The following is a 20,581-nucleotide window of genomic DNA, read 5'->3' on the forward strand; positions in this document are numbered from 1 at the left end:
TATCGCTTTGGACTTGCGTCCAAGTAACTCGTCTGACTGAAAGCTTCGAGGCTTTCAATCTCGAACCAGAATAAACCTGACTCGGAAAATATGGCGCAGCGGACGGGACTCGAACCCGCGACCCCCGGCGTGACAGGCCGGTATTCTAACCGACTGAACTACCGCTGCGCGTCGGTGGAGGCTTTTAAAAGCTTCCATCTTGCTTTCGCNAAGACTCTCGGAAGTGGTGGGTGATGACGGGATCGAACCGCCGACATTCTGCTTGTAAGGCAGACGCTCTCCCAGCTGAGCTAATCACCCGTTTGCATCTCCGAGGCCGCGAAATTTACGCAGGTACCGAAGCTAAGTCAATACCCCGCTTGAAGTTTTTCTGAAAAAGACAAAATCGTGTCTTACGCTGTCAGACCGCTTTCGCGAGCAAGCCCGCTCCCACAGGGGTTCTGCAGTGAGCATCAGTTCTGCGCTCGACGAAAATCAACTGTGGGAGCGGCGGTGCGACGATTCGACTTGCTCGCGAAGACGGCGGCACATTCAACATCAATGCTGGAGACAGCGCCCCACCCTATTACTCGCTGTAAATCATCTTCTTGGTCATGCCGCCATCGACCACGAACTCCTGGCCCGTGACAAAACCGGCGTTCTTCGACAACAGCCAGGCGACCATCGCCGCCACGTCCTCGACCGTCCCTACCCTGCCCGCCGGGTGCTGGGCATGATCGGCATCGGTCAGCGGTTCGGCACGACGTGCGGAAGGATCCCGTGTATCGATCCAGCCGGGGCTGACCGCATTGACGCGAATTTCCGGCCCGAGGCTGATGGCCAAGGCATGAGTCAGGGCCAACAGGCCGCCCTTGCTCGCCGCATAAGCCTCGGTGTCGGGCTCCGACTGCCCGGCGCGGGTCGAGGCCAGGTTGACGATTGCGCCGCTGTGAGCGCGCAGGTAAGGCGTACAGTGCTTGGCCAACAGCATCGGCCCGCTGAGATTCACTGCCAGCACCCGATTCCAGTACGCCAGATCAAGGCTTTCAAGGGTGATGTTGTGCGGATCGGCAACCGCCGCGTTGCACACCAGCGCATCCAGACGCCCGAACTGCCCCAGCACCTCGGCGACGCCCAACGCCACCTGCCCTTCGTTCGAGACGTCCATGGCGATGAACCAGGCGTTGTCGCCGAGCACCTTCGCCACTTTCGAGCCGCGTACTCGATCAAGATCAGTCAGCACCACTTGCCAGCCTTCGCTGATCAGCCAGGCCGAGATCCCCAGACCAATGCCCCGCGCAGCACCCGTGACCAGTGCAACGCGGCCGTTGGTGCCAGTGCCTGGCGCGGACAACTCGATCACAAGGCAGCCAACCCGCGCGCCAGATCGGCTTGCAGGTCAGCCACGTCTTCCAGACCGACCGCGATGCGGATCAGACTGTCACGAATGCCCGCTGCTTCACGCTCTTGCGGCGCCAGACGGCCGTGAGAGGTGGTGCTTGGGTGCGTAATGGTGGTTTTGCTGTCACCGAGGTTGGCGGTGATGGAAATCAAACGGGTCGCGTCGATAAAGCGCCAGGCGCCCTCTTTGCCGCCCTTGACCTCGAAACTCACGACCGCACCAAAGCCTTTCTGCTGACGCACGGCCAACTCGTGCTGCGGATGGCTTTTGAGACCGGCGTAATGGACTTTCTCGATGCCTTCCTGCTGCTCCAGCCATTCGGCCAGTTGCTGGGCATTGGCACAGTGCGCCTTCATGCGCAGGCTCAGCGTTTCCAGGCCCTTGAGGAAGATCCAGGCGTTGAACGGGCTCAGGGTCGGCCCGGCAGTCCGCAGGAAACCGACGACTTCTTTCATCTGCTCGCTGCGACCGGCCACAACACCGCCCATGCAACGGCCCTGGCCGTCGATGAACTTGGTCGCCGAGTGCACGACGATGTCCGCGCCCATCTTCAGCGGCTGCTGCAACGCTGGGGTGCAGAAGCAGTTGTCGACCACCAGCATCGCGCCTTTGGCGTGAGCGATTTTCGACAGTTCGGCGATGTCCACCAGCTCGGCCAACGGGTTGGACGGCGATTCGACGAACAGCAACTTGGTGTTGGCCTTGATCGCCGCATCCCAACCGGACAAGTCCGCCAGGGGCACGTAATCGACTTCAATGCCAAAGCGTTTGAAGTACTTCTCGAACAGACTGATGGTCGAACCGAATACGCTGCGCGACACCAGCACGTGGTCGCCGGCGCTGCACAGGCTCATCACCACCGCCATGATCGCGGCCATGCCGGTCGCCGTGGCCACGGCTTGCTCGGCGCTTTCCAGCGCGGCAATGCGCTCTTCGAACGCGCGCACGGTCGGGTTGGTGTAGCGCGAGTAAACGTTGCCCGGCACTTCACCGGCAAAACGTGCGGCCGCGTCGGCGGCGGTACGGAATACGTAGCTGGAAGTGAAGAACATCGGATCACCGTGTTCGCCTTCCGGCGTGCGGTGCTGACCGGCGCGTACGGCCAGGGTGTCGAACGCTACGCCTTCGAGGTCGCTGTCCAGCCGACCGGCATCCCAATCCTGACTCATGCTGTCACTCCTTGCCCCGGTTTTTATAAATAAGAATTCTTTTAGTAGATACAAAACCGGCCCCAAGGGGCCGGTAGTTACTCAGTTGTTATACAGATCAATGATCGCACTGACTGCCTGCGTCTTGACCTTGGAGACATCATTACGTGCCTGCTCGATCTTGTTCAGATAAGCCTCGTCGACGTCGCCGGTGACGTACTGGCCGTCGAACACCGCGCAATCGAACTTCTCGATCTTGATCTTGCCGCCACCGACCGCTTCGATCAAGTCAGGCAGGTCCTGATAGATCAACCAGTCGGCGCCGATCAGATCAGCCACGTCCTGGGTCGAACGGTTGTGCGCGATCAGCTCGTGAGCGCTCGGCATGTCGATGCCGTAGACGTTCGGGTAGCGAACGGCCGGTGCCGCGGAGCAGAAATAAACGTTCTTGGCGCCGGCTTCGCGGGCCATCTGGATGATCTGCTTGCAGGTGGTGCCGCGAACGATGGAGTCGTCCACCAGCATCACGTTCTTGCCGCGGAATTCCAGCTCGATGGCGTTGAGCTTCTGGCGTACGGATTTTTTCCGTGCAGCCTGGCCCGGCATGATGAAGGTCCGGCCGATGTAGCGGTTCTTCACGAAGCCTTCGCGGAACTTGACGCCCAAGTGGTTCGCCAGCTCCAGGGCCGCGGTGCGGCTGGTGTCCGGAATCGGGATGACCACGTCGATGTCGTGTTCTGGACGCTCGCGCAGAATCTTCTCGGCGAGTTTTTCGCCCATGCGCAGGCGTGCTTTATAGACCGACACGCCGTCGATGATCGAGTCCGGACGCGCCAGGTACACGTGTTCGAAGATGCACGGGGTCAGGGACGGGTTGGTCGCACACTGACGGGTGTGCAGCTTGCCGTCTTCAGTGATGTAGACCGCTTCGCCCGGTGCCAGATCGCGAATCAGGGTGAAACCGAGCACGTCCAGAGAGACGCTTTCGGAAGCGATCATGTACTCGACGCCTTCGTCGGTGTGACGCTGACCGAAGACGATCGGGCGGATGCCGTGCGGATCACGGAAACCGACGATGCCGTAACCGGTCACCATCGCCACGACCGCGTAACCACCGACGCAACGGTTGTGCACGTCAGTAACGGCCGCGAACACGTCTTCTTCGGTGGGCTGCAACTTGCCGCGCTGGGCCAGTTCGTGAGCGAACACGTTGAGCAGCACTTCCGAATCGGAATTGGTGTTGACGTGGCGCAGGTCAGATTCGTAAATCTCCTTGGCCAGCTGTTCAACGTTGGTCAGGTTACCGTTATGCGCCAGGGTGATGCCGTAAGGCGAGTTGACGTAAAACGGTTGGGCTTCGGCCGAGGTCGAACTGCCCGCGGTCGGGTAACGCACATGGCCAATACCCATGTGACCGACCAGGCGCTGCATGTGACGTTGATGGAACACGTCACGCACCAGGCCATTGTCCTTGCGCAGGAATAACCGGCCATCATGGCTGGTCACGATACCGGCAGCGTCCTGGCCGCGGTGCTGGAGGACGGTTAGCGCGTCATACAGCGCCTGATTGACGTTCGACTTACCGACGATACCGACGATGCCACACATGCGACGCAACCCCTACTTAATGGATCTGAACTGAACACAACTCACTGAGGCGTTTTGACCATCGGCAAGAGGTGCTCCTTGAACGGTATCTCAGCGGGTACGCTGATACCGCTGGCAAGCCACTGACTGCTCCACCCGAGAATCAGGTTTTTGGACCAATCTGCGACCAATAGAAATTTTGGCACGAGCTGTGACTCTTGCCACCACCCGTCCTGCTGTACCGGCCCCAGGCTCAACAGCCCGACCGCCACGACCACCAGCAACACGCCACGCGCGGCGCCGAAGGCCATGCCGAGGAATCGATCGGTCCCGGACAACCCGGTGACGCGAACCAATTCGCCGATAAGATAATTGATCATTGCGCCTACGATTAACGTGGCGACAAACATGATGGCACAGCCCGTGATCACACGGGCCGACGGCGTTTGGATGTATCCGGCGAGGTACTCGGACAATGAACCACCGAACATCCAGGCGACGACTCCTGCGATGATCCAGGTCACCAGCGACAGTGCTTCTTTGACGAAGCCGCGGCTCAGACTGATCAAAGCGGAGATGGCGACGATTGCAACGATCGCCCAATCAACCCAGGTAAATGGCACAGTGCAGCCTACAGACGGATAAGGCGGCGCATTTTAGCAGAGCGCATGGCTATCGGTAAGCTGCGATTGTCAGTGCATTTCAAATCGGGTCGATAGTTTTAACCACGCTCAGGCTGGAAACGCACCACAAAACCCTTGAGGTTCTGCTGGCGACCCAACAAGTCACGCAGACGATCGGCTTCTGCACGTTCGATCAGCGGTCCGACAAACACCCGATTCTTGCCGTCGGCAGTACGAATGTAGGCGTTGTAGCCCTGGCTGCGCAGGGATTTCTGCAGGCTTTCTGCACTTGCGCGGCTAGTCAGACTGGCCAGTTGCACCGACCAGCTGACCGACAGGCCATTGGCATCGACGCGGCTTTGAGTCGTGTCCGGCTTGCCCGGTGCAGCCGTGATGGGCTGGCTAGGTGCAACCGTTGGTTTGTTGACCGGCGCAGGTGCTGGCGCGACCGGTTTGGCGGCAGGTGCAGGCGCAACCGGGGCACTTGGGGCAATCGGTGTGATCGGTGCTTCTTGCTGAGCGATTTCATCATCACTCGGCACAGGTTCCTGAGGCAGCGCTTGCGGCTCAGGCACCACCACCGGCTCGACCTGAACTTGCGGCACCGCAGGCGCTTGCGGCGCAGCCGGGGCTTCAACCGTCACTTGACGCTGTTCATCCTGACGGGAAAACAGCATCGGCAGGAAAATCACCGCCAGCGCCACCAGAACCAGGGCGCCAACCATGCGCTGCTTGTATGCCTTATCCAGCAATGCCATTTGCCGCTTCCTCCGTGGAGCGCCGGGCCAGCCATTCAAGGGCCTCGGCGACACAATAAAATGATCCGAACAACAGAATCTCGTCGTCGCTCGTCGCCAGCGCGCACTGCCCTTCCAGGGCGGCGGCCACGCTGTCATAGGACGTTACCGAGGCGCCAAGGTTCTGCAACGCCGCGTGCAAATCGGCAACCGGGCGTGCTCGCGGTGAATCCAGCGGCGCGACGGCCCATTGCTGGACACTAGCATTCAATTCACCGACAACACCATCCAGATCCTTGTCCGCCAACAGTCCGAACACCGCCAGACGCTTGCCGGCCGGTGGACGGCTGGCCAGACGGCGAGCCAGATACTCTGCCGCATGGGGGTTATGCCCCACGTCCAGCAACAGGTTCAGGCGCGTGCCCTGCCAGTCGAACTGACGGCGATCGAGGCGACCGACCACCCGAGTGGCTTTCAGCGCTGCAATAATTTGTGCATCCACCCAAGGCAACCCGAGCAACAGGTAAGCCTGCAACGCCAGCGCGGCGTTTTCCATCGGTAGATCGAGCAACGGCAAATCGTGCAGCTCGACCACTCGCCCTTGAGCGTCAAGACCGAGCCATTGCCAGTTGTGATCGGTGATGCCGAGGTCAAAATCGCGCCCACGCAGGAAAAACGGGCAATTGAGCTCGCGCGCTTTATCCAGCAGAGGTTGTGGAGGATTCAGGTCGCCACAGAGCGCAGGCGCGCCCTGACGGAAGATGCCGGCCTTTTCGAACGCTACGGATTCACGGGTATCACCCAGATAATCCGCGTGATCGACACCGATGCTGGTGACCAGCGCCATATCGGCATCGACCACATTGACGGTGTCCAGACGCCCGCCCAGCCCGACTTCCAGCACCACCGCATCGAGACTGGCGTGCTGAAACAGCCAGAACGCCGCCAGGGTGCCCATTTCGAAGTACGTCAGGGATGTGTCGCCACGGCCCGCCTCGACCGCTGCAAAGGCTTCGCACAGCTCGGCGTCAGTGGCTTCGACGCCATTGACCTGCACCCGCTCGTTGTAACGCAACAGGTGCGGAGAATTGTAGACACCGACGTTCAGGCCCTGCGCCCGCAGCAACGAAGCCACGAATGCGCAGGTAGAACCTTTGCCGTTGGTGCCGGTGACCGTGATCACCCGAGGCGCCGGTTTGCCCAGTCCCATGCGGGACGCTACCTGTTGCGAGCGCTCCAGGCCCATGTCGATGGCCGAAGGGTGCAACTGCTCAAGGTAGGCGAGCCACTCGCCAAGGGTACGTTCGATCATATGTTGGCGGGCACCGGTGGAACCACGATTGGCTCGATTGGCGCGGCGACGAATTTCGGCGTCGGCAGGCCCATCATTTGTGCCAGCAGATTGCCCAGACGCGGACGCAGTTCCTGACGATGAATGATCATGTCGATCGCACCGTGTTCCAGCAGGAACTCGCTGCGCTGGAAGCCTTCCGGCAGTTTTTCACGCACGGTTTGTTCAATGACGCGCGGACCGGCAAAGCCGATCAGGGCTTTCGGCTCACCGACAATCACGTCGCCAAGCATCGCCAGACTAGCGGAAACACCGCCGTAGACCGGGTCGGTCAGTACGGAGATGAACGGAATGCCTTCTTCACGCAGACGCGCCAGCACCGCAGAGGTCTTGGCCATTTGCATCAGGGAGATCAGGGCTTCCTGCATCCGTGCACCGCCGGAAGCGGCGAAGCAGATCATCGGGCAACGGTTTTCCAGCGCGTAGTTGGCGGCGCGAACAAAACGCTCACCAACGATGGCGCCCATCGAACCACCCATGAAGGAGAATTCGAAGGCCGACACCACTACCGGCATGCCCAACAGGGAGCCGCTCATGGAGATCAGTGCGTCTTTTTCGCCGGTCTGCTTCTGCGCAGCGGTCAGGCGATCCTTGTACTTCTTGCCGTCGCGGAATTTCAGACGGTCAACCGGCTCCAGGTCCGCGCCCAGTTCGGCACGGCCTTCGGCGTCGAGGAAGATGTCGATACGGGCGCGTGCGCCGATACGCATGTGGTGGTTGCACTTGGGGCAAACGTCCAGGGTCTTTTCCAGCTCCGGACGATACAGCACAGCCTCGCAAGACGGGCATTTGTGCCACAGACCTTCAGGCACCGAGCTCTTCTTGACCTCGGAACGCATGATCGAAGGGATCAGTTTGTCTACTAACCAGTTGCTCATGCTTTCTTTCTCCAGTACCGGCGGCCCGAACGCTCTGGTTCGCAGCCCCGCGTATGCCCTTGAGCTAAATTCATGTGTGTGGCGATGATCGATGGGTTGCCGGATCAGCTAAACGTGACCTGCGTACACCCCAAAAACCCTCAGCCATGCCTGTGGACGGCGGCAGTGTGCCAGCCGTCACATCAGCTATTGCGTACCGCTTTAATGAATGCCTGAATCTTTGCGTGATCCTTGATGCCCTTGCTCGCCTCTACCCCACCGCTGACGTCCACGGCATAAGGCCGAACCCTTGCAATCGCCTCGGCGACGTTGTCCGGCGTCAAGCCACCCGCCAGGATGATCGGTTTGCTCAAGCCTTGCGGTATCAGAGACCAGTCAAACGCCTCACCGGTTCCGCCGGGTACGCCTTCAACGTAGGCGTCGAGCAGGATACCGCTGGCACTTGGAAACGCATCGCACGCAGCCGCGATATCGTCACCGACCTTGACCCGCAGCGCCTTGATGTACGGACGGTGCCAGCCTTCGCACTCGGCTGCGGTTTCGTCGCCATGGAACTGCAACAGGTCCAGCGGCACGGCGTCGAGGATTTCCCCCAGCTCGCAGCGGCTGGCGTTGACGAACAACCCTACAGTGGTCACGAACGGCGGCAACGCCTCGATGATCGAGCGCGCCTGCTGAAACGTCACGGCCCGTGGGCTTTTGGCGTAGAACACAAATCCGATCGCATCAGCCCCGGCCTCGACCGCTGCCAACGCATCTTCTATGCGGGTAATCCCACAAATCTTGCTGCGAACGGCCGACATGTCGATAGAACCCCAAGGTAAATCCGAGAAAGTCCCGGATGGTAACAAAAGCGTTCGAGGGCGTCAGCCGTCAAGTTCCGAGAAGCCTGTCAGGAAGTGCGGCCCGATGTAACGCTCGGGCAATTCGAACTCGTCGCGGTACTCGACCTGCACCAGGTACAGGCCGTACGGATGCGCCGTCACCCCGCCGGACCGGCGAATGCGGCTCTCCAGCACTTCTTTCATCCACTCCACCGGGCGCTCGCCGGCACCGATGGTCATCAGCACGCCAGCGATGTTGCGCACCATGTGGTGCAAGAAGGCGCTGGCGCGGATGTCCAGCACGATCATCTTGCCGTGGCGCGTGACGCGCAGGTGATGCAGCTCCTTGATCGGCGACTTGGCCTGACACTGGCCGGCACGAAAAGCGCTGAAGTCGTGGGTGCCAACCAGGTACTGCGCCGCCTCGGCCATGCGCTCGACGTCCAGTGGACGGTGGTTCCAGGTGATTTCTTCGTTCAGGTGCGCCGGGCGGATCTGATCGTTGTAGATCACGTAGCGATAGCGCCGGGCAATCGCCTTGAACCTCGCATGAAAATGCGCCGGCATGACCTTGGCCCAGCTGACACTGACGTCGTGAGGCAAATTGATATTGGCGCCCATGACCCAGGCTTTCATCGAACGCTCGACCTGGGTATCGAAATGCACCACCTGACCGCACGCATGCACACCGGCATCCGTACGCCCGGCGCAGAGCAGCGACACCGGTGAATCGGCGACTTTGGACAAGGCCTTTTCGAGCGTTTCCTGCACGGTGAGTACGCCGGAAGCCTGGCGCTGCCAGCCGCGATAGCGCGAGCCTTTGTATTCAACGCCCAATGCGATCCGGAAAAAGCCGTCGGCCACCATTTCGGCGGCCGGATTATCTATATTTGCCAAGGAGTGACAGCCTGCTGATGTACGCAAAGGCGGGCATTATAAGGCCGCCGGACGGGGATACCAGTGCAACAGTCGAGACAGCGTTGAATGTGATGGCCTCATCGTCGTAACGCCGCCCGGAGCAAGTTCGCTCCCACAGGGATTGGCGTCGAACACAAATAGTTTGAGCAACGCTGATCCAATGTGGGAGCGAGCTTGCTCCGGGCGGCGTTCCGACGATAGCGGCCCGACAGACCCATCACATCCCCGCTGAAACAAAAACGGCAGCCTCAATGGGCTGCCGTTTTGTTTACGCCTTACCGATCAATCAAGCCAGACGCGAAAGCATCTCCTTGGCTTCGCTCTTCTGACCTGCATCACCCTCGGTCACCACTTCATTGAGGATGTCCCGGGCGCCGTCGGCGTCACCCATGTCGATGTAGGCCTGGGCCAGATCGAGTTTGGTCGCGACTTCGTCAGTGCCGGAAAGGAAATCGAATTCCGGCTCATCAGCCGCGGAGGCCATGGCGTCTTCCGCCGTGAAGCTCGGCTCGCCAAGACTCTGGGACAGACGATCCAGCTCGGCGTTGACGTCATCCAGTTCGGCGGCAAACGCGTCCGGAGCGTCTGGCGCGTCCATTTCGTCAGCCAGCGACAGGTCGAAATCGGCTGGCAGCTCCAGATCGTCCAGCGCAACCTCGGGAACAGCCGGCGTTTCAGCGGCAGGTAAATCCAGGTCCTTGACGCCGTCATCCAGACTCAACAGGAAGTCGTCTTCGGCCAGGGTCGCCGGCGAGGCATCCCCACCGAGATCCATATCCAGGTCGAAGTCCGATAGGTCATCGAGGTTTTCCTTGATGTCGGTCTGCTGCTGCAACACCGACTCGAAGCTCAGGTCGTCGTCCAGCGGGAACTCGTCCAGCTCAGCCGCAGACACTGGCTCTGCTTCTGGTTCTGGTGCAACCACTGCCGGAGAGGCAGTTTCCAGATCATCCAGGCTCAAATCGAAGGCACTGTCGAGGTCATCGGACTCTGCCTCTGGTTTTGGTTCTGGTTCTGGTGCAACCACCGCCGGAGAGGCAGCTTCCAGATCATCCAGGCTCAAATCGAAGGCACTGTCGAAGTCATCGGGCTCTGCCTCTGCTTCTGCCTCTGGTGCAACCCCTGCCGGAGAAGCAGATTCCAGATCATCCAGGCTCAAATCGAAGGCACTGTCGAAGTCATCGGGCACTGCCGGTGCCGGCGCTTCAGGCTCGTCCAGCAGCAAATCCTTGACGTATTGCGCGTCCAGTTCGGCAGCGATCGCAGCGGCTGCGATACCACCGGCTGCCGCAATGACCATGGCCGGGAAGCGGCTCTTGAGTTTTTCGACCTGAGCAAAGTTGTCACCGTTGGCAACCAGTTGGCGTTCCTGGGCAACGAATGCATCGCGGTCGCCTTGCTGACCGTAGACTTCCATCAGCTTGAGGCGCAGGTCACTGCGTTGCGGCTCTTGCTTGATCCCGTCTTCCAGCAAGGCAGCCGCCTGATTCAGACGACCGGCAGTGATGTGCGACTGCGCCTTGCTCAATACGTCGTCATCGCGCTCGGCAGCAGGCGATATCAATGGCGCAGCGATCGGCGGCGTTACCACAACCGGAGCAATTACCGGCGCGGGGGCCGGGGCTGGTGCAGGCGGTGGCGTCGGGGTTGGCGCGGTAGCGAGCTTCACGCTCGGCGGCGGCACGTCCAGGTCTTCGAAGATGCCTTTTGGCAGGTCGAGTTCAGCGGAAAACGCCTGTTCCTCGGCCAAGTCACGGGCCATGCGCAAATGCTTCTCGGCTTCTTGCTGGGCTTTGCGGCGACGCGCCAGCAACAGCAGCAGGAACAGCGCCACCACGGCACCGCCACCTGCCAGACCCAGTAGCCACGGATTGGTCAGCAGTTCTTTGAATTGCTGATCGTCGGATGCTGCCGGCGTCGGCTCGACTGGCTGCTCGACCGAAGCCGGCGTGGCCTCAGGCGCAGCAGCCTCTGGTGCAGGTGTTGCCGGAGCCGCTTCCGTAGGCGCTGCCGCAGGATTGGCCGCCAGTTCGGCTGACATTGCCGGAGCAGTCGCACCTGGTGCCGGCGCACCCGCCGCGCCTTCAGCCTGCAACTTGGCCAGTTGATTGTTCTTCAGTTCGATCAAACGTTGCAGCTTGTCCAGCTGACTTTGCAGATCGGTCATGCGGCCTTTCAGTTCGGCGTTGTCACGACGGGTCGTGTCGAGGCTTTCCTGGGTCACGGCCAGCTTGTTGCTCAAATTCTTGGCATCACCCGCGGCGCCTTTGCCACCGGCCTTGCCGGACTCGGCAGAGACCAGGCTCAGTTTGTCTGTCGCCGTTTGCGACGACGGGCCTTCGCCGCGAGCGCGTTTGGTGGCATCGAGTTGCTGCTGTCCGGTCCCGGGCTTCGCCACGTAACGACGCCCCTGCCGCCACGCGGTGTTCTGCGCGGAGACTTCGGCAACGGCATTCGGTTGCGGCAGGCTGGCGCTCTGGGCCTGATCCGGCATACGCAGCACCTGACCGGCTTTCAACCGGTTGATGTTGCCATCGATAAAGGCATCCGGATTCAACGCCTGGATGGCCAGCATGGTTTGCTGGACCGAGCCGCCATTGCGCGCCTTCGCAGCGATTTCCCACAGGGTATCGCGCGGCGCGGTGGTGTATTGGGTTGGTTTGGTGCCACCGGTCACCGGTGCGGTGACGGTTTGCGTCGGTGCAGGCTGCGCGGCCGCATCAGCGGTTTGCGGCGAGAATTTGGACGGATCGAGCAGCACGCTGTAATCGCGCAGCAAACGACCGTTGGGCCACATCACCTGAACCAGGAATTTCACCATGGGTTCGGAGAGTGGCTTGCTGGATGTCACACGCAGGATGCTTTTGCCGCTGGCGTTGAGCACCGGGGTAAAGGTCAGGTCATTGAGAAACGCCTGGCGGTCGACACCGGCTTTGGCGAAATCTGCGGGCGAAGCCAGGCTCGGCACCACTTCAGCAGCGGTGAGGTCCTTGACGTCGAGCAACTCGATTTCCGCCACCAGGGGCTGGTTCAGCGTCGACTTCAGGGTCAATTCCCCGAGCCCGAGGGCATGCGCCATACCGGAGGACAGCGCCGAGGCGGCCGCTATTGCTAACACCAGTTTGCGAACTTGAACCATAGCCTCATCCTTTGTTTGAACATTCCTCGGCCAGCGAGAAGGTGTTGATAGTCGCTGCCGTAAGGCATTGCGCGCGGCGGCGAAGAGTCGTCGCACGCGATCATTTCATTCATGCCACGCAAAGCCCCGGAGGGAGCCCGCCTTCAGCAGTCCGGCCAAGCATAGCGCCCGGCCGGATTCATTCGACAAATTGTTGCCAAGTATCTTTTACAGCAGGTCTTTTATCAACAATTCAGCCACCTGCACAGCATTGAGCGCTGCGCCTTTGCGTACGTTATCTGACGTCAGCCACAAATTTAGTTCCGACAGGTCGTCGATACCGTTGCGAACCCGACCAACGTAGACCACGTCCTGCCCTACCGCATCGCCTACCGGCGTCGGGTAATCGCCGGCTTCCACCAGCTCGATACCGGGCGCGTCTTCCAGGGCGGCGTTGACTTTTGCCAGGTCGATGTCGCTCGATGACTGCAAGGTCACGTTAAAGCTATCGCCAAAAAACACCGGGGCTTGAATGCAAGTGACGGAAATCTTTAATAAAGGCAGCGCCATGACCTGGCGCAGCTCGCGTACCAGGCGTTTTTCCAGCAGCGTGTGACCCTGATCATCAGGCTTGCCTACTTGCGCCAGCAGGTTGAAGGCCATCTGCCGATCGAAGAAGGTCGGCTCCAGCGGACGCACGTTGAGCAACTCGGCTGTTTGCCGTGCCAGCTCGGTGACAGCTTCGCGGCCCTGGGCGGAGACGGCCAGACTGGCGGTCAAATTGATGCGTTGCAGGTCGAGCAAACCGAGCAACGGCGCCAGCACGACCGCCAGTGTGGTGGCCGAAGGGCTTGGACTGCTTACCTGGAACGGTTTCTTCAAACCGGCCAGTACCTGCGCATTGGCTTCAGGCACGACTTGTGGCGCCTGATCAGCCGGCAAGGCACCGGACAGGTCGATCAGCGAGCAACCGGCCGCCGTGGCACGCGAAGCAAAACTCAGGGTTACCGCCGGGCCGGCAGCGAAGAACACCAGCTGGACTTTACTGAAGTCGAACTCATCGACTTCCCGCACCCGCACGTTCTTGCCGCGAAACGGCACCGAATGCCCGGCCGACTCGCTGCTGGCGAGCAGGTGCAGATTGCCGACCGGGAAGTTGCGCTCTTCGAGAATCTGCACGAGCGTTTCGCCGACAGTTCCGGTGGCGCCGATCACGGCAATATCAAAGGACTGGCTCATGGTTCTACCTCTGGCGAAACGGGGGGAGCGGCACTTTACCGGGTGGTTGGCAGTTCGGCAATTTAGAGCAAAAGATCGCAGCCTTCGGCAGCTCCTACAGGATCGGGTTTGCACGCGGCCGATGTAGGAGCTGCCGAAGGCTGCGATCTTTTTGCAGGCGACGAACATACCAAAAGAAAAAACCCGCACCTCTTTCAAGGCACGGGTTCGTTCATTGCTTCAATCGATCAACGCTCAAGCAGGATCCGCAGCATGCGACGCAGCGGTTCGGCCGCGCCCCACAGCAGTTGGTCGCCGACGGTGAACGCGCCAACGTACTGCGTGCCCATGTTCAGCTTGCGCAGACGGCCAACCGGTACGTTCAGGGTGCCGGTGACTTTCGTCGGGCTCAGTTCCTGAATGCTGGCTTCGCGACTGTTCGGCACCAGTTTGACCCAAGGGTTGTGCTGGCTGATCAGCCCTTCGATATCGGCGATCGGCACATCTTTGTTCAGTTTGATGGTCAGCGCCTGGCTGTGGCAGCGCATGGCGCCGATGCGCACGCAGATGCCATCGACCGGGATCGGGCTCTTGAAGCGACCGAGGATCTTGTTGGTCTCGGCCTGGGCCTTCCACTCTTCGCGGCTCTGACCGTTCGGCAGTTCCTTGTCGATCCACGGGATCAGGCTGCCGGCCAGCGGTACGCCGAAGTTTTCGGTCGGGTACGCGTCGCTGCGCATGGCTTCGGCCACACGGCGGTCGATGTCGAGGATCGCGCTGGCCGGGTCGGCCAGTTGATCGGCGACAGCGGCGTGGGTCGCGCCCATTTGCTTGATCAGTTCGCGCATGTTCTGCGCGCCGGCACCGGAGGCCGCCTGATAGGTCATGGCGCTCATCCACTCCACCAGACCGGCGTCAAACAGACCACCCAGGCCCATCAGCATCAGGCTGACGGTGCAGTTGCCGCCGATGTAGTTCTTGGTGCCCGCGTCGAGCTGCTGGTCGATGACCTTGCGGTTCACCGGGTCCAGCACGATCACCGCGTCATCCTGCATGCGCAGGCTGGAAGCGGCGTCGATCCAGTAACCCTGCCAGCCGGCTTCGCGCAGCTTCGGGAAGACTTCGCTGGTGTAGTCGCCACCCTGGCAGGTCAGAATCACGTCAAGGGTTTTCAGCTCATCAATGCTGTAAGCGTCCTTGAGCGGAGCAATGTCCTTGCCCACGGACGGGCCTTGGCCACCGACATTGGAAGTGGTGAAAAACACCGGCTCAATAAGATCGAAATCCTGCTCTTCCAGCATCCGCTGCATGAGCACGGAACCGACCATACCGCGCCAACCGATCAGACCTACACGTTTCATCGCAACTACACCTTCTTTAAAAAGTGGGCCGCTGCTTTCAAGAGTGAAAGTTGCAGCGGGCCCGAGAGATTACAGATTCCGCAGCGCGGCGACTACTGCGTCGCCCATTTCCTGCGTACCGACTTTAGTGCAACCGGCCGACCAGATGTCGCCAGTACGCAGGCCTTGGTCCAATACCAGACTGACGGCCTTCTCGATCGCATCGGCCGCATCCTGCAGATTGAAGCTGTAACGCAGCATCATCGACACCGACAAAATGGTCGCCAACGGGTTGGCAATGCCCTTGCCAGCGATGTCCGGCGCCGAACCATGGCACGGCTCGTACATGCCTTTGTTGTTGGTATCCAGCGACGCCGACGGCAGCATGCCGATGGAACCGGTAAGCATCGACGCCTGGTCGGAAAGAATGTCGCCGAACAGGTTGTCAGTGACGATCACGTCGAATTGCTTCGGTGCGCGCACCAGCTGCATGGCGGCGTTGTCGACGTACATGTGGCTCAGTTCGACTTCAGGGTAATCCTTGGCCACTTGCTCGACGATTTCACGCCACAGCTGGCTGGAGGCCAGCACGTTGGCCTTGTCCACCGAGCACAGCTTCTTGCCGCGCACCATGGCCATGTCAAAACCGACGCGGGCGATACGGCGGATTTCGCTTTCGCTGTACGGCAGCGTGTCGTAAGCCTGACGCTCGCCGTTTTCCAGGGTGCGGGTACCGCGTGGCGCGCCGAAGTAGATGCCGCCGGTCAGTTCACGGACGATCAGGATGTCCAGGCCAGCAACGATTTCAGGCTTCAGGCTCGAAGCCTCGGCCAATTGCGGGTACAGGATCGCCGGACGCAGGTTGCCGAACAGGCCCAGTTGCGCACGAATTTTCAGCAGGCCGCGCTCAGGGCGGATGTCACGCTCGATGGTGTCCCATTTCGGGCCGCCCACGGCGCCCAGCAGTACAGCGTCGGCTGCGCGCGCACGGGCCAGGGTTTCGTCGGCCAATGGCACGCCATGCTTGTCGATGGCGGCGCCGCCGATGACGTCGTGGCTCAGTTCGAAGTCCAGGCTGTACTTGTCGTTCGCCAGCTCCAGCACCTTGACCGCTTCGGCCATGATTTCCGGGCCAATACCGTCACCTGGGAGAATCAGAATCTGCTTGCTCATGCTTTCCTCATGTCATCAGTCGGCGCGCCCGTGGGCGCGCCCGGAAAAATTCTATCGCTCTGCCATCAGCACCAGCACATCGGTACTGAATGAACCATCGGCCTCAATCTCAAAATATTCGCGTACTTCGTTACCCATCGACTTCTGCAACTCGAGGATTGCCGCGCGCATCACCTCTGGTGTGCGCATGCGCTCGACCCACGAGGTGTACTCCAGACGCAGCCGTTGACGGGTGGTGCTACGGGTATGCAACCCCGCTTCGCTGACCTGACGCAACCACTCGCTGGCGGAATAATCGCGCACATGGCTGGTGTCGCGCAGCACTTCGACGCTTTGCAGGTAAGTGTCGAACAACGGACTGCCCGGTGACAACACGTCGATGAACGCCGCTACGCCACCCGGTTTCAGCACCCGGCGAACCTCTCGCAGGGCCAAGCCGAGATCGCTCCAATGGTGCGCCGAATAACGGCTGAAGACGAAATCGAATTCGCCATCGGCGAACGGCAGGCGCTCGGCGGCGCCCAGCACGGTGGACACGTTGGTCAGACCGCGATCGCCGGCGGCACCGGCCACCACGTCGAGCATCTGCTGCGACAAATCGTAGGCCACCACTTCCTTGACCAGCGAGGCTACGTGAAAACTCACGTGACCGGCGCCGCAGCCCAGGTCCAGCACACGGGCATCGCCCTGCCCTGCCAGTTCGGCCTGTAGCAGCGCGAATTCGGTGCCCTGAGCGTGTACGGCGCTGCTCAGATAGGCCGAGGCCTGTTCACCGAATTGCTTTTGTACGACTTGGCTGTGCTGGGCAGTGCTGGTCATATGGACTTCCTTTTTGGGGTTGAGCCTTGTGGTGCCTGGGCTGCCGTCTTCGCAAGCAAGTCGAATCGTCGCACCGCCGCTCCCACATTGGATTGCGTTGTTCACAGACCCTGTGGGAGCGGGCTTGCTCGCGAAGAGGCCGGCCCTCCCTACCAAAATGCCGGATCAATCAAACGTCGCGAAACAACCACGGCTGGCTCGCACGGTGTTTGGCTTCAAACGCCGCAATCGCTTCGTGGTCCTGCAAGGTCAGGCCGATGTCGTCCAGGCCGTTGACCAGGCAATGCTTGCGGAACTCGTCAAGTTCGAAGCTGTAAACCTTGCCATCAGACCGGGTCACGGTCTGGGCTTGCAGGTCGACCGTCAACTCGTAACCCGGATTGGCTTCAACCTGCTGGAACAGCTCATCCACTTCAGCGTCGCTCAAGATGATCGGCAGCAAGCCGTTCTTGAAGCTGTTGTTGTAGAAGATGTCGGCGTAGCTCGGCGCGATGATGCTGCGAAAACCGTACTCTTCCAGCGCCCACGGCGCATGTTCACGGCTGGAGCCGCAACCGAAGTTCTCGCGGGCCAGCAGCACGCTGGCGCCTTGATAACGCTCGGCGTTGAGCACGAAATCCTTGTTCAGCGGACGCTTGGAGTTGTCCTGGTAGGCATAGCCCACGTCCAGGTAGCGCCATTCGTCGAACAGGTTCGGACCAAAACCGGTGCGCTTGATCGACTTCAAGAACTGCTTCGGAATGATCTGGTCGGTGTCGACATTGGCACGGTCCAATGGCGCGACCAAACCGGTGTGTTGGGTAAAAGCTCTCATGTGCGGTTCCTCAGATCAGTTCGCGAACGTCGATGAAACGACCGTGGACGGCAGCAGCCGCGGCCATGGCCGGGCTGACCAGGTGCGTACGGCCACCGGCGCCCTGACGCCCTTCGAAGTTGCGGTTGGAGGTCGAGGCGCAATGCTCGCCCGACTCCAAACGGTCCGGGTTCATCGCCAGGCACATCGAGCAACCCGGTTCACGCCACTCGAAACCGGCTTCGAGGAAAATCTTGTCCAGGCCTTCGGCCTCGGCTTGCGCCTTCACCAGGCCCGAGCCCGGCACCACGATGGCTTGCTTGATGGTCGAAGCGACTTTACGGCCCTTGGCGATCACCGCCGCAGCGCGCAAGTCTTCAATCCGCGAGTTAGTGCAGGAGCCAATGAAGACGCGGTCCAGTTGAATGTCGGTGATCGCCTGATTGGCGCTCAAACCCATGTATTTCAAGGCGCGCTCGATGGAACCGCGTTTGACCAGGTCCATTTCCTTCGTCGGGTCCGGCACGTTTTGATCAACCGCCAGGACCATCTCGGGCGAAGTGCCCCAGCTGACTTGCGGCTTGATCTGAGTAGCGTCGAGTTCGACGACGGTGTCGAACACTGCATCGGCGTCGGACACCAGGTCTTTCCAGGCTTCGACCGCCATGTCCCATTCCGCGCCTTTCGGGGCAAATGGACGGCCCTTGACGTAAGCCACGGTTTTTTCGTCGGCAGCCACCAGGCCAACACGCGCGCCGGCTTCAATGGACATGTTGCAGATGGTCATGCGGCCTTCAACGGACAAGTCGCGAATGGCGCTGCCGGCGAACTCGATGGCGTGGCCGTTACCGCCGGCGGTGCCGATCTTGCCGATCACCGCGAGCACGATGTCCTTGGCGGTCACGCCGAACGGCAACTTGCCCTCGACCGACACCAGCATGTTTTTCATTTTCTTGGCGACCAGGCACTGCGTGGCGAACACGTGCTCGACCTCGGAAGTCCCGATGCCGTGGGCCAATGCGCCAAACGCGCCGTGGGTCGAGGTGTGCGAGTCGCCGCAGACCACGGTCATCCCCGGCAAGGTGGCACCCTGCTCCGGACCGATCACGTGAACGATGCCCTGACGCACGTCATTCATTTTGAATTCGGTGATGCCATATTCGTCGCAGTAGTCATCGAGGGTCTGAACCTGCAAGCGCGAGACCTGGTCGGTAATCGCTTCGATGCCGCCCTTGCGATCCGGAGTGGTCGGTACGTTGTGGTCCGGGGTGGCGATGATCGAGTCGACGCGCCAAGGCTTGCGCCCGGCCAGACGCAGGCCTTCGAAAGCTTGGGGCGAAGTCACCTCATGGATGATGTGGCGGTCGATATAGATCAGCGACGACCCATCGTCGCGCCGTTTCACTTCATGGGAATCCCAAAGCTTGTCGTAAAGCGTTTTGCCGGCCATCAGACGGTCCTCATCAGCGTGTTTCTATGCCGGAGAGGTCTGTGTAGCGAGTTTTGTTAGTCAACTTCGGCGCCAGTAGCCCATATCCTGCGTTGCTGCTCCTCGCCATAGCGCGCTATGACTCGTCGCAGCGCCTTGGCTATGGACTTCTGGCATCCGAATTTGAACTAACAAACTCGCCACACAGACCTCTGGGTCTTGAGAGATTCAATAACCCCTTGGCTTGTGAGGTCGATCCTAGGGGGTTACATTAAATAACTCAAATTCATATTTTTTATGCTTTGGATAACCAACTGGAATACCGCAATGGACCTCGCCAACCTCAATGCTTTTATCGCGATTGCCGAGACCGGTAGCTTCTCCGGCGCTGGTGAACGGCTGCACCTGACGCAACCGGCCATCAGCAAGCGTATTGCCGGGCTGGAACAGCAATTGAAGGTGCGCCTGTTCGATCGCCTGGGCCGTGAAGTCAGCCTGACCGAGGCCGGACGCGCCTTGCTGCCGCGGGCCTATCAGATTCTGAATGTGCTGGATGACACCCGCCGCGCCCTGACCAACCTGACTGGCGAAGTGAGCGGCCGCCTGACGCTGGCCACCAGCCACCACATCGGCCTGCACCGCTTGCCCCCCTTATTAAGGGAGTTCACCCGACGTTACCCGCAAGTGGCGCTGGATATTCAGTTCCTCGATTCGGAAGTGGCCTATGAAGAAATCCTCCATGGCCGCGCTGAACTGGCGGTCATCACCCTGGCGCCGGAGCCCCACGCACTGGTCAAGGCCACGCCGGTGTGGGACGACCCGCTGGACTTCGTGGTCGCCCCGGAGCACTCGCTGATCAGCCACGGCCCGGTCAGCCTGGCGGACATTGCCCTGCACCCGGCGGTATTCCCCGGCGGCAACACGTTTACTCACCATATCGTCCGGCGCCTGTTCGAAGCTCAAGGCCTGACGCCGAACATCGCCATGAGTACGAATTATCTGGAAACCATCAAGATGATGGTCTCGATCGGCCTGGCCTGGAGCGTGTTGCCACGCACCATGCTTGATGATCAGGTTGCGCGAATACCTTTACCGGGCATACAACTGACTCGCCAGCTAGGCTATATCCTGCACACAGAGCGGACGCTGTCGAATGCGGCACGGGCCTTCATGGCCTTGCTGGATGCGCAAATCGATCTGCCAGGGACTCTCGGCTAAGCTGTGCTACTTCTATAGAGCCTCGA

At 60.5% G+C, this 20,581-nt stretch carries 17 protein-coding genes and 2 tRNA genes; 1 reads left to right on the plus strand and 18 read right to left on the minus strand.

Features of this window, described 5'->3' with window-relative positions; genetic code table 11:
* Window positions 1-91 precede the first annotated feature (91 nt).
* The 18 genes from E3W21_RS17925 to leuC form a co-directional block, all read right to left on the minus strand.
* Window positions 92-168 (minus strand) — tRNA-Asp (locus E3W21_RS17925).
* A 56-nt stretch (window positions 169-224) separates the two neighbouring features.
* Window positions 225-300: transfer RNA gene (locus E3W21_RS17930), tRNA-Val, on the minus strand.
* A 265-nt stretch (window positions 301-565) separates the two neighbouring features.
* Window positions 566-1,342, minus strand: coding sequence for an SDR family oxidoreductase (locus E3W21_RS17935; protein WP_134421313.1), 777 nt, complete (start codon window positions 1,340-1,342; stop codon window positions 566-568).
* Window positions 1,339-2,550 (minus strand): O-succinylhomoserine sulfhydrylase, encoded by a 1,212-nt coding sequence (locus E3W21_RS17940; RefSeq protein ID WP_134421314.1) that lies wholly within the window; start codon window positions 2,548-2,550, stop codon window positions 1,339-1,341. The genes E3W21_RS17935 and E3W21_RS17940 overlap by 4 nt, the downstream gene beginning before the upstream one ends.
* Window positions 2,551-2,631: 81 nt before the next feature.
* A complete protein-coding gene (gene purF, locus E3W21_RS17945; protein ID WP_134421315.1) occupies window positions 2,632-4,137 on the minus strand; it encodes an amidophosphoribosyltransferase in 1,506 nt (501 codons plus the stop codon).
* Between the two features lie 41 nt (window positions 4,138-4,178).
* Window positions 4,179-4,739 (minus strand): CvpA family protein, encoded by a 561-nt coding sequence (locus E3W21_RS17950; RefSeq protein WP_129443026.1) that lies wholly within the window; start codon window positions 4,737-4,739, stop codon window positions 4,179-4,181.
* A gap of 98 nt (window positions 4,740-4,837) precedes the next feature.
* Complete coding sequence (locus E3W21_RS17955; protein ID WP_129443024.1) at window positions 4,838-5,497, minus strand: SPOR domain-containing protein; 660 nt, start codon at window positions 5,495-5,497, stop codon at window positions 4,838-4,840.
* Window positions 5,481-6,788, minus strand: coding sequence for a bifunctional tetrahydrofolate synthase/dihydrofolate synthase (gene folC / locus E3W21_RS17960; protein WP_134421316.1), 1,308 nt, complete (start codon window positions 6,786-6,788; stop codon window positions 5,481-5,483). Before folC ends, E3W21_RS17955 begins: the two co-directional genes overlap by 17 nt.
* Window positions 6,785-7,705 (minus strand): acetyl-CoA carboxylase, carboxyltransferase subunit beta, encoded by a 921-nt coding sequence (accD, locus tag E3W21_RS17965; RefSeq protein ID WP_033061847.1) that lies wholly within the window; start codon window positions 7,703-7,705, stop codon window positions 6,785-6,787. The genes folC and accD overlap by 4 nt, the downstream gene beginning before the upstream one ends.
* Before the next feature lie 182 nt (window positions 7,706-7,887).
* Window positions 7,888-8,508 carry a phosphoribosylanthranilate isomerase gene (locus E3W21_RS17970; protein ID WP_134421317.1) on the minus strand — a complete coding sequence of 207 codons (621 nt, stop codon included), beginning with the start codon at window positions 8,506-8,508 and terminating at the stop codon, window positions 7,888-7,890.
* A gap of 63 nt (window positions 8,509-8,571) precedes the next feature.
* Window positions 8,572-9,396, minus strand: coding sequence for a tRNA pseudouridine(38-40) synthase TruA (truA, locus tag E3W21_RS17975; RefSeq protein WP_046047735.1), 825 nt, complete (start codon window positions 9,394-9,396; stop codon window positions 8,572-8,574).
* 337 nt (window positions 9,397-9,733) lie between these two features.
* Window positions 9,734-12,586, minus strand: a complete 2,853-nt coding sequence (locus E3W21_RS17980; RefSeq protein ID WP_134421318.1) for a FimV/HubP family polar landmark protein — start codon at window positions 12,584-12,586, stop codon at window positions 9,734-9,736.
* Window positions 12,587-12,793: 207 nt separating this feature from the next.
* On the minus strand, window positions 12,794-13,804 hold the full coding sequence (locus E3W21_RS17985) for an aspartate-semialdehyde dehydrogenase (RefSeq protein ID WP_129443016.1): 1,011 nt from the start codon (window positions 13,802-13,804) through the stop codon (window positions 12,794-12,796).
* A gap of 227 nt (window positions 13,805-14,031) precedes the next feature.
* Window positions 14,032-15,144, minus strand: coding sequence for an aspartate-semialdehyde dehydrogenase (gene asd / locus E3W21_RS17990; protein ID WP_129443014.1), 1,113 nt, complete (start codon window positions 15,142-15,144; stop codon window positions 14,032-14,034).
* Window positions 15,145-15,213: 69 nt separating this feature from the next.
* Window positions 15,214-16,296, minus strand: coding sequence for a 3-isopropylmalate dehydrogenase (gene leuB / locus E3W21_RS17995; protein WP_129443012.1), 1,083 nt, complete (start codon window positions 16,294-16,296; stop codon window positions 15,214-15,216).
* A gap of 51 nt (window positions 16,297-16,347) precedes the next feature.
* Window positions 16,348-17,115 carry a class I SAM-dependent methyltransferase gene (locus E3W21_RS18000; protein WP_134421319.1) on the minus strand — a complete coding sequence of 256 codons (768 nt, stop codon included), beginning with the start codon at window positions 17,113-17,115 and terminating at the stop codon, window positions 16,348-16,350.
* 169 nt (window positions 17,116-17,284) lie between these two features.
* Window positions 17,285-17,929, minus strand: a complete 645-nt coding sequence (gene leuD, locus E3W21_RS18005; RefSeq protein WP_134421320.1) for a 3-isopropylmalate dehydratase small subunit — start codon at window positions 17,927-17,929, stop codon at window positions 17,285-17,287.
* 10 nt (window positions 17,930-17,939) lie between these two features.
* Complete coding sequence (gene leuC / locus E3W21_RS18010) at window positions 17,940-19,358, minus strand: 3-isopropylmalate dehydratase large subunit (protein WP_134421321.1); 1,419 nt, start codon at window positions 19,356-19,358, stop codon at window positions 17,940-17,942.
* 306 nt (window positions 19,359-19,664) lie between these two features.
* On the opposite strand from leuC, the gene E3W21_RS18015 reads away from it, so the two are divergent.
* Window positions 19,665-20,555, plus strand: coding sequence for a LysR family transcriptional regulator (locus E3W21_RS18015; protein WP_111450539.1), 891 nt, complete (start codon window positions 19,665-19,667; stop codon window positions 20,553-20,555).
* The last annotated feature ends 26 nt before the right edge of the window (window positions 20,556-20,581 follow it).

Origin of the sequence: Pseudomonas sp. F01002 (genome assembly GCF_004402115.1) — a bacterium.
GTDB lineage: Bacteria > Pseudomonadota > Gammaproteobacteria > Pseudomonadales > Pseudomonadaceae > Aquipseudomonas > Aquipseudomonas frigoris.